We start from the raw sequence: 13,473 nt of genomic DNA, 5'->3' as shown, positions 1-13,473 counted from the left end.
GACTCTGCGTTGACAGCTTTCGGCATGTCCACAGGTTCTCGATGTGCCGCTATCCGATGCCGCTGGCCACGACTTCCCCAGCGCTTGACCTAGGGAGTATCATCAATCCCCGGGCATGCCGTGCCGCGATGGCGCGCGCCTGTGGCAAGGAAGAGCGAGGAAGTGGACGCCCGTCCACGCCCGGGCGATGACGCGGCCATGGGCGCGCGCAATCGCGGCCCTTCGGGTTGGGCCTGGCAGGCGCGCGGCCGGCGCCGCGCGGCTTGACCTGACGGCCAGTCAGGCGCTGCGCCACGCAACGCCGGCCGCGCGCCTGCCAGACCCAACGCGGCATACTCGGGAATTGATGACACGCCCTAGGGCGCGATCACCTCGGCGCCACTGGCGCGTAGCCGATCCAGCGGCCCGCCCGGCTCCTGCAGGGTCTGCATCGGCAACGCCGCGAAACTGGAGCGGTTCTGCGCCAGCGCCCGCTCGGCCACCTGCAACCAGGCCGCCTGCGCACGCTGGCGCACATCGCCCAGGCCCAGCTTGCGCGCGATCGCCGCTTCGCCGACCGCGTCCAGGCAGACGCGGTACTGATCGTTGGCGGGCAGCGCGGCCAGCGTGTCCAGATCGCCTTCGGACCACGCATTGGCGCGCTGGCGCATCGTCTCCAGGTCGCGATCGATGACCTGCAAGGTGCGCGCGAAACAGGCACTGTCGTTGAGCGAGGTCGCCCGGAACTCCTGCAGCGCGCGCTTGGCGTCGGGCACCTTGACCTCCACCACCACCGGCACAATCGGCACCCTGGCGCGCTTGGCCGCACGCGCGATCACCGGCTGCACGACGCTGCCCAGGCTCAGGCCGGAAGTGCGCATCGCCGCTTCGTACAGCTCCTGCGCCGCGAACACCGGCCGCCAGCGTTCCACGCTGCTGTCGCGGCCCAGGTAGCGCGCCTTCAGCGGCAGCCAACGCGCATACAGCTCCGGCGGCAGCACCTGCTGCAGGGTGCGGTCGTCGGGATTGCGCCGCGCCTTGAGCAGGGACGGCAGCAGCATCAGGCTGCGGAACATGCCCAGGCCCGAGTCCAGGGTGAGGGTCGGCGCCGCGATCACCTGTTGCGATTGGGCGATCACCCGCTCCACTTCGCCCGATTCCCACTGCATGCGCTTGGGCAGCGGCGACACCGTGCCGAGGATCCACAGCACGTGGTCGCCGCGGCGGACCTGCCACAGCCCCGGGCCGGGCTGGCGCCCGCTCACCAGCACCGCCTCCAGGTCGACCACCGGCGGATGGGCTGGTGCGGCCGGCGTCGCGGTCTGCGCCTGCACGGCGGGCATGCCCGCCGCCAGCAACGCCGCCGCCAGGCACAACGCCGGGCCGAGCCGGCGCGCGACGATCCCCAGCGCGGTCGCTGCGCGCACCCCGCGCCGCCCCGGCATCAGTCCGCCAGCTTCGGCAGATGCGTGGCCAGCGGGTCGGTGTCCGCCAGCAGTTCGAAGCGCTCCCACAGGAACCCCGGCGCCACCACGCAGCGCACCAGGCAGTAGTCGGCCAACGGACGCGCGGCCTGCCAGGTGCCGGCCGCGATCACCACCGACGGCATGCCGCCACGCTCGCTGGCATCCAGGCGGTAGCGCTGCAGGCCATGCTGCGGATCGAAGCCCAGCAGTTCCAGTGCCCCGCCCTCTTCCCATTGCCAGGTCTCGTCGGCATCGATGCGGTGCCAATTGCTGACTTCGCCCTGCGCCAGCAGGAAGCGGATCGCGGTGCAGGCCGGGCGCGACGTCTGCTCGTGCTGCACCATCAGGGCCGAGGTATGCACGCGCGCGTAGCGCCCGCCTTCCGGGTGCGGCAGCAGCGACAGGTCGCGCACCAAGGCGGCGATTCGGAAAGCGGCGGCGCTGGACATGCGTCCAGTCTAATCCGGCGCACGGCCGTGCGGATGTCAGGCCGCGCCATTTCCGCGGCGGCGGCCGCTCGACGTCACGAGGGGCGCAGCGAGTCGCGTGCAGGCGGCATGGCGCCCAGCCGCCTGCCATGCCGCAGGCACACCGCGAAGAACACCAGCAGATCCCAGCTGTAGCGCTTGAGCAGGCGCCGCGGCTCGCGCAGCAGGCGATAGATCCATTCCATGCGCAGCCGGCGTACCCAGGCCGGCGCGCGCCGCGCGGTGCCGGACAGGAAGTCCAGCAACGCGCCCACGCCGAACGCCAGCGGCACCTGCAGTTGCGCCGCGTGCTGCAGCAGCCAGCGCTCCTGCAGCGGATTGCCGAACGCCACCAGCAGCACGTCGGCGCCGCTGGCGTTGATGCGCGCGGCCAGCCCGTCGCCGGCCGCGGCAAACTCGGCATAGCCGTCGCAGGTGCCGACCACCTCTTGCCCCAGCGTCTGCCGCAAGGTCTGCGCCGCGGTGTCGGCCACGCCGGGACGGCCGCCGAGCAGGAAGAAGCGCAGCGGCCGCGGGCTCTGCCGGCACAGCGCCGGAATCAGATCGGTGCCGTTGAGGTTGCCGGCGAAGCGGCGGCCGTGCACCAGCAGCGCGCCCAGGTCCATGCCGATGCCGTCGTTGACGATGCACACGTCCGGCGCAGCCAGTTGCGCACGCAGGGCCTGGCACTGCACCACGAAGTTGGTGTTGGCGAAGAACACCTGGCGGCGCTCGCCGCGCGCCAGCGCCTGCAGCAACGCGGCAACGAACTCGGTCTCGGTGCTGCGCAGGATCGGATAACCGCCCAGCGCCAGCACCTCGCCGGTCGCGCGCTCACCAGAGGTCATGCGGAAAGCTCTCCAACAGGCCGCGTTGCACCGCGGCCAGGTCGAACACGGTATTGCCGCCCAGCGCCACGCATTCCTCCACCGTGTGCCCGGCATGCCAGCGGCCGCGGCCGGTGCCGGCGTAGTAGTCGTCGTACTTGAAGCGGTCCTCGCCGTTGCCCCAGTCCAGGTACACCGACGGCACGCCGTAGGCCTCGGCCAGGATCAGCCCGTGCAAGGAGCTGGACACGACCAGGTCGGCGCCGAGCAATTGCCGCACGAAGGCGGCCGGCTGGCGGTTCGGCAGCACCAAGTGGTCCTTGTACTGCGCATACTTGTCCAACGGTTCGTTGAAGTGCGGCACCACCAGGAACGGCTGCCGTGCCGATGGCGGCAACAGCGCCTCGCGCGGGAAGAACAACGGCATCAGCAGACCCGGATCGCCGTAAACCTCCGGCACCTGCAGGCCGCGCTCGCGCAGGAACGCGCGGGTCTTGGGGCCGCGCACCGCACGCACGTCGAGCTGGCGGAAGGTATGGCGGTCGGCGGGAATCTTGCCGTTGACGCCGCTGCCCCACACGGTGTCGCCGTCGCGGGCGAAATGCAGCACCGAGCCGATCGCGATCAGCCGCGTGCGCTTGTCGCGCTTGTCCAGCAAGGTGCGGTCGCGCTGGCCAAGCACGTTGGAGACGATGATCTTGGAAAGATGATCGCCGACGTTGATCTCGCCGTTCTTCGGCTTCCACCAGAACAGCGCCCGGCGCTCTTCGTAATCGATCCATTTTTGCAATGCGGACATCGGTCCTCCTTGGTTGCGCGGGGGGTACGGCGGACAAGCCGGGGCGTGGACTCAGGCCACGCCGTCGGCGAACAGACGGGTCTCCGGGTAGGCGGCCGGGTCCAGCACCCGGTCGGTGGTGTCGGACCAGCTCAGGCACTGCCGATGGCGCACGTGCGGCGCCTGCAGCGCCTGCCCGATCGCGGTGACGATCGACGCCTCGTCGCCAGGCGTGTAGCCGAAGCGCGACGGATAACGGCCGACCACGGCATTGGGGCAGACGGCCGGCAGGCCGAAGAAGTCGTACTGCAGCAGCTTCATCGAACTGTCGGCCAGATACGCCGGCACCTGCTCGGACGCGTACGGGGCGATGCCGAAGCGCGCGTGCTTGATGTAGCGGATGGTCTCGGCGTGCTTCATCTCGCCGTACACCACCACGTTGTCGCCATAGCCCGGCGCGCGCCCCATGCCCGAGCCGATCACGTGGAAGGTGACCTGCGGGAAGGCGCGGCTGGCGGCGACGAAGAAATCGGGATCGAACAGCATCGAGCCCACCGCCACCGCATGGATGCCCTCGCCGTACGGCGAGGGGTCGCCGAGCGTGTGCAGGTCGTGGTCCACGCCGTGGCCGACGTGGTACACGTTGTGGCGGCTGGCGACCTCCTCGGCCATCGCCGGCGACACCAGCGCGATCACGTCCAGGCTCGGCGCCACGCGGTCGAATTCGCGCTCGATGTAGTCGGCGACGTTGATCGTGCTCAAGCCGTCGGAGGCGCGGTACACCTTGCGTGCGGTCGGGTTGATCCGCGCCGCCAGCGCGATGAACGCCACCGCGATGCCGCTCTCGAACACGATCACGTCGGCCTCGCGCATCCAGCGGATCAGCGTGGCCGGCGCGCGCGCCGCGTAGACCTTGAACATCAGGTCTTCCAGCGGCCGCAGCCAGCGCCGCCGGGTGTTGAACGGATGCAGCAGCGCGCGCCACAGGTAGCAGTCCACGCCGTTGTGGCGGACCACCTGGTTGGCGGTGGCGTCCAGCGGCAGGCGCAGATCGCCCTTGAGCCGCGACAGCAGGCTGTAACGCAGCGAAAAGAACCGCGTGGGGCCGCGCTTGGCCAGCTCGTCGGCAATGAAGTGGATGTTGGCGCGACGCGGCGTGCGGTAGTCGTGCGCCGACAGCACCAGGTAGCACGGCGCACGCCCACTGGTGGTTGCGGCCGGTGCCGATGCGGGCAGCGCCGCCGCTGCGGAAGAATCGCTCATGCGCTCGCTCCTGTGCGGGTGAAAGGGAAAGAAAAACGCGACAGTCCGGTGTTCATCGCGGCCCACGCGCCTGACGCAACAGCGTGCGCATCTGCAGGATCGCCAACACGTCGCGGCGGAACGCCGGCCACAGCGCGAACACCAGCAGGCAGCCCAGCGCCATCGCCACCGCGCCGAAGATCAGTTGCAGCCACAACGACGCGCCACCCCACTGCTGTGCGGCAAAGTACGCGGCAACGCCGCAGACGCCGTAGCCGAGCACCGCGCGCAAGGCGTTGTTGAACAACTCCCAGGCCGGGATCTGCGGCGCGATGCGCGCGATCCAGATCACCGACAGCGGCCACATCACCAACAAGCCCAGCGTGTAGCCCACGGTCACGCCCATCACGCCCCACAGCGAGCCGGCGAAGATGCAGGCGATCAGCATCACCCGCCCCACCACCGAATACACCAGCTGCTGGCGCATCAGGCCCAGCGCCAGGAACACCCAGTACGTGGCGTAGGAGGCGGTCTGGAATATGCCGCCGAGGGTCAGCACCTGGAACAGCGGCACCGCCGGCCGCCACTGTTCGCCCAGCACCAGCACGATCAGCGGCATCGCCAGCGCGCAGGCGAAGGAAAACAGCGCCACGATCAGGTGCACCATCACCGTCTGCCCTCGCAGCAGGAAGTTGCCGAAGCGCGGCGGGTCGTCCTGCAACTGCGACAACACCGGCAGCGCCACCGAAGTAGCCGGCGCGTTGATCTGGTTCAGCGGCATCATCAGCAGTTGGAACGCGCGGTTGTACAGGCCCAGCGCCTCGGCGCCGATGCGGTGGCCGATGATCACCTGGCCGACATTGCGGCTGGCGTAGCCGAGCAACTGCGCCGCCATCAGGTTCCAGCCGAAGCTGAGGAAGGTGCGCATCGGCGCATCGCGCCGGTAGCCGCGCGGCAGCCAACGCGCGCAGGCGCCGGCGATCAGCAGATTGACCAGCGCCTGCACCACCTGCTGCCAGACCAGCGCCCAGTAGCCGTAGCCGGCCAGGGCCACGCCGACGCCGGCCAGCAGGCCCAGCACCTGCGCGCCGACATCGCTCAGCGAGACCTGGCCGAAGCGCAGCGCGCGGCTCAGGTGCGCGCGGTACTGCGTGGTCATGCCGTTGAACAGGAAGGTCACCGCCAGCGCCTGCGAGATGCCGAGCAAGGCCGGCTCACGGTAGAAGTGCGCGATCCACGACGAGGACAGGAACACCACGATCGCCAACGCCAGGCCGATGCCGCTGTTGATCCAGAACAGGTTGTCGCGCTGCTCGCGGCTGACGTGCTTGGCCTGGATCGCCGCCGAGGACAGGCCGAAGTCGCGCAGGATCTCGGCCATGCCGACGATCGCCGTCACCATCGCCATCAGGCCGTAGTCGTAGGGCGTCAGCAGCCGCGCCAGCAGAATGATGCCGCCGAACTGCACCACCATCTTGGCCAGTTGCCCGGCCATGGTCACCGCTGCGCCGCCGGCGGCGCGGGCGCCCAGTCCGGGTTGCGGCGCTGCCGGCCGCGGGGTCTCGGCGCTGCTCATGCGCCCTCCCCGCGGCGCGCGGTCAGCGCCTGCAGATAGCTGCGGTAGTGCTGCAGGCCGATGCCGTTCCAGTCGCGCCGCGACAGGTCCGGCACGGCGTCGGCCGGCACCTGCTGCGCCTGCGCCAATGCCTGCGCCAGTTGCGCCGCATCCAGCTCGCCCCGGTACAACTGCACCCACTGCGCGCCGACCTCGTCGGCGATGGCCGCATTGGCCTCGCTCCACGGCGCCAGCACCGGGCGCGCCAGCGACAGCGCCAGCAGCAAGGTGCCGGAGTTGTGCATCTGCCGGTACGGCAGCACCACCAGTTCCGCCTCCCCGACCTCCTGCGCCAGCACCGCGTCCTCCACGTACTGCAGGCGCGCGCTGATCCGCGGATCCTCGGCGCAGGCGCGCTCGACCACGCCGCGGATCTGCGCATCGATCGGGTTGCCGGCGATGCGCAGGCTGAGCTGGGGATCGGGCAATGCACCGAACGTCGCGATCAACGTCTCCACGCCCTTGTACGGGCGCAGCAGCCCGAAGTGCAGCAGGCGCCCGCGCACCCGCGACGGTTGCGGCAGCGGCGCGTACCAGTCGCGGTAATGGCCGTGCAGGATGGTATCGGTGGCCGGCGCGCGTGCGGGCGTGGTCGCATTGATGCGGATCCAGCGCGCGGTCTGGCGGTCGATCCAGCGCAGCAGCAGGCGTTCGCGCCAGCCCTTGTCCTCGTGCGGCGCCACGTTGTGCAGGGTGCGCACCAGCGGCACGCCGGCCAGGCGCAGGCGCAGCAGCAGAACGGCGACACAGAGCTGCTTGGCCAGCGTGCCGAGCGCGGTGCGATGCCGCAGCAGGTACTCCGGCCAGTGCAGATGCAGCACATCGTAGCGCGACAGCAGCGCCGCGCGCATCGAGAAGAAGCGCAACTGCACCTGCGGCGGCAACGCCGCGTAGAGCTGGGTCAGATAGGGATTGGTGGTCGCGGTCGGGCGCTCGGTGGACAGCAGCACGGTGACCGCCGGCGCGGCCTGCTGCGACGTGCCGTGGCGCTGGCTCTCGCCGCTCATCGGCCGCCCTCCGCGCCGCCCAGCGCCAGGCGGTATTCGTCCAGATAGGCGCCGACCACGCGGTCCCAGTCGTAGCGATGTGCGTAGGCCATCGCCGCTGCGCGCTGCGCGGCGAAGTCCGCATCGGTGCCGGCGGCGAAGGCGCGCACCGTGGCCGCGGCCGCCTGCGCATCGGCCGGGTCGACCAGCACGCCCTGCCCCGACTCGCGCTGCAGGCGCGCGAACGGCGGGATGTCGCTGAGGATCGGCAGCAGCCCCGCGCTCATCGCTTCCACCGCGGCCAGGCCGAACCCCTCGTGCCGCGACAGGCACACGAAGTACTGCGCGCTGCCGAGCAACTGCGCCAGTTGCGCCTGGGTCGGCGCCACCTGCAGGCGTACCCGCTGCTGCAGGCCGCGCTCGGCGATCGCCTGCTGCAGGTCGGCCATGCTGAAGTCGTACTCGCGCCCGGCCACGATCAACTGCCAGGCCGGATCCTGTGCGGCCAGCGCACGCACCAGGTCCAACGTCTCCAGCAGGCCCTTGTTGACCGACCAGCGCCCGAAGTAGATCAGCGTGCGTCCGGGCGTGGCGCTGCCCTGCCCGGCGAACTTGTCCACGTCCACCCCGTTCTCGATCACCCGCAGCCGCTGCGGCGCGACCACCTGCGAGAACAGCCGGCCATCGTTCTCGCTGGTCGCCACCACCCGCGCATAGGCGAGCGCCGAGGCGCGGGTGAGGGTCTTGAACCAGAGCATCTTCAGGCGCGAGGCATAGGTGGTATGGAAAAAACCGCCATGGGTGGACACGATCATCGGCACACGGTGCAGCAGCCGGGTCAGGGCCAGGAAGTCGTAGAAGAAGTCGATGCCATGCACGTGCAGCAGATCCGCGCCGCGCACCGCCGACAGCACCGACGGCGCCAGCGGGTAGCGCGAGGAGCCGCGGTACGGCAAGCGCACGATCGGCACGCCCTGATGGTTGTCGCGCGGCGCCAGGCGCTGCTGCGGATCGGTAAACACCCGCTCCAGGCTCACCACTTCGACCTGGTCGCGGCCCTGCTGCAGATGGCGGCGCGCGATATTCAGCACCACCTCCTCCATGCCGCCGACCGACGGATGGAACTGGCGCACCACATGCACCACCTTCATGCCCGGCCTCCATCAAGCCCGTGCGCGGCCCGCAACGCCGCCGTCATGCCGTCGCTCCCGCGAACGCACTGCGACGCACCCCGATCATCCACGGCGCAATCCGCACCAGCACCGCGCGCATCGGCACGCTGGCCAGTACCGCCAGCACGCTCACCGACACCGCCCAGGCCGGTCCCCAGGCATCGCCGCGGACCAGGCCGGTACGGGCGGCGACGCCGGCCATCACCGAGAACAACAAGGTATGCGTGCACAGGATCAGCAAGGTGTTGCGTCCGATCCACTGCAGCCAGGCCCAGTGCCGCAGCAGCCCGGCGACGCACAGCGCCATGGCGCTGCCGAGCAGGCTGGCGGCGAGGAACGCCAGCGGGGAAGCGCCGAACTTGAGCATATTCACGTCCACGCGGCCGTTGTGCCAGGCGATCGCGAACCAGGCCGCGCCCAGCAGCAGCGCCGCCAGCGCATTGCCGGCCGGCCGTGCCGGCCACCACTGCGCCCGCGTCGCGGCGAGCGCGCCGATCGCGAAGAAGCACAACGCCACCGGCAGCACGTCCAGCGAGAACGGCAGGCGCATGTCCTGCCCCGGGAACCAGCACGCCCAGCCCCAGGCCAGCGGCAACGACAGCCCGGCCAGCACCGGCAACGACAGCGTACGACGCAGCGCCAGATAGGCCAGCGTGGTCACGAACAGCGCCGGCAGGAACCACAGCGCGGGCATCACGTAGAGCTTGGGCCCGATGCCGCTGACCAGGCCCAGCAGCGGCTCCCACCACGGCCGGTCGCCCCACAGTTGCGCCTTGCTGCCGATGTGCCGGGTCAGCATCCAGTACGCGTAGGCAACGAAGAAGAACGCCACATAGGGCAACAACAGGCTGCGCGCCAGCTTGCCGACCGTGGCCAGGCTCAGCGGGCGATTGCCGAAGGCCTCGCCGACCCAGCCCGACAACAGGAAGAACATCGGCACGTGGAAGCTGTAGGCCAGGATCACGTAGGCGTGCGGAATGCCCTTGGCATGGCCGAACACCACCAGCAGGATCGCGATCGCCTTGGCCGCATCGATGCGCATGTCGCGCGGCGCGCTCGCCCGTGCGCTGCGGCCCTGCGCGGGCACGGATGCGGAGACGGCCGTGGCGGGCGCACTCATGCCGGCACCGCCGGAATCCGCGAGACCGGGCCCGGCCCCGCAGGCAGCGCGGACGCATCGCGCAGGCGCGGCGCCATCTGCCACAGGCACCCGCAGACGAACCACCACAGCGCCGCAGTCTTGATCGAGAAATAGCCGTTGGAGACCAGCAGGCTCAGCGAGAAGGCGAAAATCAGCAGGTTCTTGAACAACTGCCCTTCGATGGTGCGCATCAGCATCGCGAACGAGTACGCCAGCAGGAACGCCAGCACCAGCAGCACCGACTGCGAGGAGATGAAGTAGGCGATGCCGCTGTCGAAGTAGCGGTACGGCTGGTCCACGTCCAGCCCCATCCACGCATCGGCGCTCATCCTGCGGATCGAATCGACGGTGAAGAACACCCGGCCCAACGTGGTGTCCTCGTAGCTCTGGATGCCGGAGGCCCAGACCAGCAGCCACGCTCCGCCCATCACCGCGAAGAAGATCAAGAAGCCCAGGCGCTGGTCCATGCGCAGCAGCAACGGACTCAGCAGCGCCATCATCACGCAGGTACCGGCGGCCAGGCGCCCGTCCGAGGCCACGATCAGGAAGCCGATCATCGCCACCGAGGCGACGATCGCCAGCGGCCGCATCCAGCGCCAGAACGTCAGCAGGATCGCGGTGAAGAAGATGATGAAGTTGCCCATCGTCACCGGCTCGATGAATACCGAGGAGGCGCGCGGCAGGTTCGAGGACGGCAGGAAGTTGCGCGCGCCCGGCCGTGTCGCACTGACGAACAGGTTGCTGTCCTGGTTCCAGAAGCTCGACGCGCTGGCGCCGCGCGCGTTGACGAAATAGCTCTTGGGGTTGACCACGTCGCCGTAGACCTTGGGCAGGGCCAGTTCGAACACCGCCACCAGCGACACCAGCAGCGCCATGCGTACGAACATGCGCGGCAGCGAGCCGGTATACGCCGCGCCGAGCATCAGGAAGGCGAACGGGATCAGCGCATCGCGGAAGAACTTCGGATCCAGCGTCCACGCCATGAACAGGCGCACCAGCATCAGCAGCGCCAGCAGGGCGATGCCGGTGAACACCATCGCCATGCGTTTGCGGTCCAGCGCGCGCATGCCAAGCAGGAAACAGGCCGCATAGACCGCCAGTTCCACCGCGTAGGTCATCGCCGGGCTGACCCGGAACACCTTCGCGTTGATCACCGCCAGCACGAAGTTGTAGCCGACGGCGAACAACAGCACCAGCTCGATCAGCAGGTTGCGACGCTGCTCGCGCAGCGGCATGTCCGGCGCGCTCAGCATGCGCACCTCGCTGCGGCGACGGCGCGTTGCACGCCAACGCGGCCATCGGCTGCCGTCACGCGCGGCAGAAACGCGTCGCGCGCCACGTCATTCGACGCAGGCAGCACGGGAACGACGGCGACGCGGAAGCGACGCCGACGCTGCACACGGTCGGCGGGAAGAAGACGCATCGGGCGCATCAGTAGGCGGTCTTCTGCCCGAGCACCTTGAACGCGGTCAGCACGATGATCCGCGTGTCCAGCCACAACGACCAGCGGCGGATGTAGTCCAGGTCGTACTGGATGCGCTTCTTCATCGTGCGCAGTTCCGGCGTCTCGCCGCGGAAGCCATTGACCTGCGCCCAGCCGGTGATCCCCGGCTTGACGTAATGCCGCTGCATGTAATGGTGGATCAGCTTCTCGTAGTGGGTGTTGTGCTGCGCCGCGTGCGGACGCGGGCCGACCACCGACATGCTGCCACCGAGCACGTTGAACAGCTGCGGCAGCTCGTCCAGGCTGGTGCGGCGCAGGAACGCGCCGAAGCGGGTCACCCGGCTGTCGCCGCGCGTGGCCTGCACCACCACGTCGCTGGGCTCCTGCTGCACGCGCATGGAGCGGAACTTGTACATGTAGAACTCGCGCCCGCCCAGGCCGTGGCGGCGCTGGCGGAAGAACACCGGGCCCGGCGAGCTCAGCTTCACGCCCACCGCGATCGCCAGCATCAGCGGCCACAGCACCGCCAGTGCGGCCAGGGCCACCAGCTTGTCCTGCAGCGCCTTGGCGACCACGAAGTAGGTGTTGCGGTCCACGCCGCCCTGGCGCAGGTTGATCACCGGTACGTTTCCGATCTGGTCGCCGGACTGGTTGAGCATGCCGAAGTCGAACAGATCGGGAATCAGCCGGACCTGGATCGGATAGCGGTCCATGCGCTGCAGCAGCTGCTTGATGTGGTCACGCTCGCCCAGCGGCAACGAGATCCACACCTGCTCGACCTGGTGGTCGTCGAGGTAGTCGATCAGCGCGTCTGCGGTGCCCTCGCCCAGGCACTGCAGCTTCTGCGGATGGTCGGCCACCGACAGGTCGTAGTCGCTGCTGAAGTAGCCCACCACCTGCATGCCCACCCAGGGATTGCGGCTCAGGTAGTTGTGGATCTTCACCACCGGATGGCGCAGGCCCACCACGACCACGCGCTGCACGTCCACGCCTTCCGAGCGCAACCGGTTGAGCACGCCGCGCACCAGCGTGCGCGAGAGCAGCAACGTTCCCAGGCTTGTGACGAACCAGGTGCCGATCCACAGCCGCGAGACCTGCTGGCCGAACTGCACCACGAAGGCATGCATGGCGAACAGGGCGAACACGCCGCCACAGGCCAGGCTCAACACCATCATCTCGCGCAGCAGGCCGCGCCCGCGCCAGCTGCGGTACAGCGGGAACAGCGCGAAGCAGATCACCGCGTACAGCAGCGTGGTGCCGATCGCCACCCGGTAGGCCGGTTCCGGCATCCAGGTGCCGAACAGCAACCGGTGGGTGAGCAACGCGCCGCCGACCATGACGGTCAGGTCGGACACGCGCAACAGGATGTCTGCCGCGGCCGCGTACTTGGACAACATGCGCGGCGAGGAGGTCGTATAGGTGGCGCTACTCAGGTCTGCCAAAAGCATGATCGGGATTCCTATCCAAACCCGGTCGATCGGCATGCGGGGGAACATGCGACGCCGCCGGGCCTCGATTTCGCCTGCCTGTGGACCGCTGCGGCGCCTCCCTCGCCGACCCCAGGTCCACGGCAGCCCGTGATTACTTCAACAGAACAACGTCTTCGTACAACCGCGCTGGAAAATAATGGAGCACCTCATTGCCTAGCTGAACCACGTATCACCTCTCTGAAGACTGTGCGTCGAACCGATGCCGTTGTGTGCGGTGCGGCACGCACCCGCGCCTCGCGCGGTGCGGCGCGCCATGACACCGCGACATCACGCCGAGGCCGCCGCCGCGGCTTCGGCCTCGCGGATGAAGTAGCGCACCAGCGCCACCGCCACCGCCAGGAACAGGCCGAACACGAAGGCCAGCGCCAGGCCGAGCAGCTTCTTCGGCGAACTCGGCTTGCCCGGCACATCGGCGCGGTCGACGATCGAAATGTTGTTGGTGCCCACGTTGCCGACCACGCCGATCTCCTTGTAGCGCTGCAGCAGCGCGTCGTAGAGCTGGCGGTTGGTGTCGGCCTCGCGGCGCAGCATGGTGTAGCGGATGCTGCGGGTCTGCAGGTCCAGTTCGTCGTTCTTCAGGGCGGCGATGCGGTCGGCCAGCAAGGTTTCCTGCTGACGCGCCGATTCATAGTCGTTCTTCAACGCGCTGCGGATGTTGGCGACCTCGTCGGCGATCTGCCGCTTGGTCTCGGCGATCTGGTTCTGCAGGCGCTGCATCTCCGGGTAGCCGGGCTGGAACGTCGCCAGCTTCTGCTGGTAGTCGGCGGTCATCTTGGCCTGCTCGGCGCGCAGATTCTGGATCAACGGGTTGCTGACCACCTGCGGCAGGCCCATGCCGTCGCCGATGCCGGCCTGGCGCCAGGCCG

12 protein-coding genes are annotated in these 13,473 nt (G+C 69.2%); all 12 read right to left on the bottom strand.

Annotated features, from left to right (window positions below; translation table 11 throughout):
- Positions 1-356: 356 nt before the first annotated feature.
- On the bottom strand, positions 357-1,406 hold the full coding sequence (locus CEK68_RS18375) for a TraB/GumN family protein (RefSeq protein ID WP_226977953.1): 1,050 nt from the start codon (positions 1,404-1,406) through the stop codon (positions 357-359).
- A 17-nt stretch (positions 1,407-1,423) separates the two neighbouring features.
- Positions 1,424-1,894, bottom strand: coding sequence for a cupin domain-containing protein (locus CEK68_RS18370; protein ID WP_152240247.1), 471 nt, complete (start codon positions 1,892-1,894; stop codon positions 1,424-1,426).
- Positions 1,895-1,968: 74 nt separating this feature from the next.
- Positions 1,969-2,760 (bottom strand): WecB/TagA/CpsF family glycosyltransferase, encoded by a 792-nt coding sequence (locus tag CEK68_RS18365; RefSeq protein ID WP_152240246.1) that lies wholly within the window; start codon positions 2,758-2,760, stop codon positions 1,969-1,971.
- The gene (locus CEK68_RS18360; RefSeq protein ID WP_152240245.1) at positions 2,747-3,538 is read right to left on the bottom strand and encodes a polysaccharide pyruvyl transferase family protein; all 792 of its coding nucleotides are present in this window, start codon (positions 3,536-3,538) and stop codon (positions 2,747-2,749) included. Before CEK68_RS18360 ends, CEK68_RS18365 begins: the two co-directional genes overlap by 14 nt.
- A gap of 51 nt (positions 3,539-3,589) precedes the next feature.
- A complete protein-coding gene (locus CEK68_RS18355; protein ID WP_152240244.1) occupies positions 3,590-4,780 on the bottom strand; it encodes a glycosyltransferase in 1,191 nt (396 codons plus the stop codon).
- A 52-nt stretch (positions 4,781-4,832) separates the two neighbouring features.
- Complete coding sequence (locus CEK68_RS18350; protein ID WP_152240243.1) at positions 4,833-6,335, bottom strand: lipopolysaccharide biosynthesis protein; 1,503 nt, start codon at positions 6,333-6,335, stop codon at positions 4,833-4,835.
- The gene (locus CEK68_RS18345; RefSeq protein ID WP_152240242.1) at positions 6,332-7,381 is read right to left on the bottom strand and encodes a GDP-mannose--glycolipid 4-beta-D-mannosyltransferase; all 1,050 of its coding nucleotides are present in this window, start codon (positions 7,379-7,381) and stop codon (positions 6,332-6,334) included. Before CEK68_RS18345 ends, CEK68_RS18350 begins: the two co-directional genes overlap by 4 nt.
- Complete coding sequence (locus CEK68_RS18340) at positions 7,378-8,511, bottom strand: glycosyltransferase family 4 protein (protein WP_152240241.1); 1,134 nt, start codon at positions 8,509-8,511, stop codon at positions 7,378-7,380. Before CEK68_RS18340 ends, CEK68_RS18345 begins: the two co-directional genes overlap by 4 nt.
- Positions 8,512-8,554: 43 nt before the next feature.
- Positions 8,555-9,652, bottom strand: a complete 1,098-nt coding sequence (locus CEK68_RS18335; RefSeq protein WP_152240240.1) for an acyltransferase family protein — start codon at positions 9,650-9,652, stop codon at positions 8,555-8,557.
- On the bottom strand, positions 9,649-10,926 hold the full coding sequence (locus CEK68_RS18330) for a polysaccharide biosynthesis protein GumE (RefSeq protein WP_152240239.1): 1,278 nt from the start codon (positions 10,924-10,926) through the stop codon (positions 9,649-9,651). Before CEK68_RS18330 ends, CEK68_RS18335 begins: the two co-directional genes overlap by 4 nt.
- 178 nt (positions 10,927-11,104) lie before the next feature.
- Entirely contained in the window at positions 11,105-12,565 is a 1,461-nt protein-coding gene (locus CEK68_RS18325; protein WP_017916111.1) for an undecaprenyl-phosphate glucose phosphotransferase, read from the bottom strand.
- Between the two features lie 309 nt (positions 12,566-12,874).
- Positions 12,875-13,473, bottom strand: a 599-nt coding sequence (locus tag CEK68_RS18320) for a GNVR domain-containing protein (RefSeq protein WP_304951767.1), incomplete at its 5' end; no start/stop codon positions are given.

Source organism: Xanthomonas sp. LMG 12461 (assembly GCF_009192935.1).
GTDB classification, from domain to species: Bacteria; Pseudomonadota; Gammaproteobacteria; order Xanthomonadales; family Xanthomonadaceae; genus Xanthomonas_A; species Xanthomonas_A sontii.
Note: the sequence above shows the minus strand (reverse complement) of the source record. Positions and strands in the feature narration are given on the sequence as shown.

Bases quoted from the DNA above. Each gene is read 5' to 3' on its own strand.
- CEK68_RS18370 (WP_152240247.1), bottom strand. From the start codon at position 1,894: ATGTCCAGCGCCGCCGCTTTCCGAATCGCCGCCTTGGTGCGCGACCTG.
- CEK68_RS18325 (WP_017916111.1), bottom strand. From the start codon at position 12,565: ATGCTTTTGGCAGACCTGAGTAGCGCCACCTATACGACCTCCTCGCCG.
- CEK68_RS18350 (WP_152240243.1), bottom strand. From the start codon at position 6,335: ATGAGCAGCGCCGAGACCCCGCGGCCGGCAGCGCCGCAACCCGGACTG.
- CEK68_RS18360 (WP_152240245.1), bottom strand. From the start codon at position 3,538: ATGTCCGCATTGCAAAAATGGATCGATTACGAAGAGCGCCGGGCGCTG.
- CEK68_RS18340 (WP_152240241.1), bottom strand. From the start codon at position 8,511: ATGAAGGTGGTGCATGTGGTGCGCCAGTTCCATCCGTCGGTCGGCGGC.
- CEK68_RS18345 (WP_152240242.1), bottom strand. From the start codon at position 7,381: ATGAGCGGCGAGAGCCAGCGCCACGGCACGTCGCAGCAGGCCGCGCCG.
- CEK68_RS18365 (WP_152240246.1), bottom strand. From the start codon at position 2,760: ATGACCTCTGGTGAGCGCGCGACCGGCGAGGTGCTGGCGCTGGGCGGT.
- CEK68_RS18335 (WP_152240240.1), bottom strand. From the start codon at position 9,652: ATGAGTGCGCCCGCCACGGCCGTCTCCGCATCCGTGCCCGCGCAGGGC.
- CEK68_RS18330 (WP_152240239.1), bottom strand. From the start codon at position 10,926: ATGCTGAGCGCGCCGGACATGCCGCTGCGCGAGCAGCGTCGCAACCTG.
- CEK68_RS18355 (WP_152240244.1), bottom strand. From the start codon at position 4,780: ATGAGCGATTCTTCCGCAGCGGCGGCGCTGCCCGCATCGGCACCGGCC.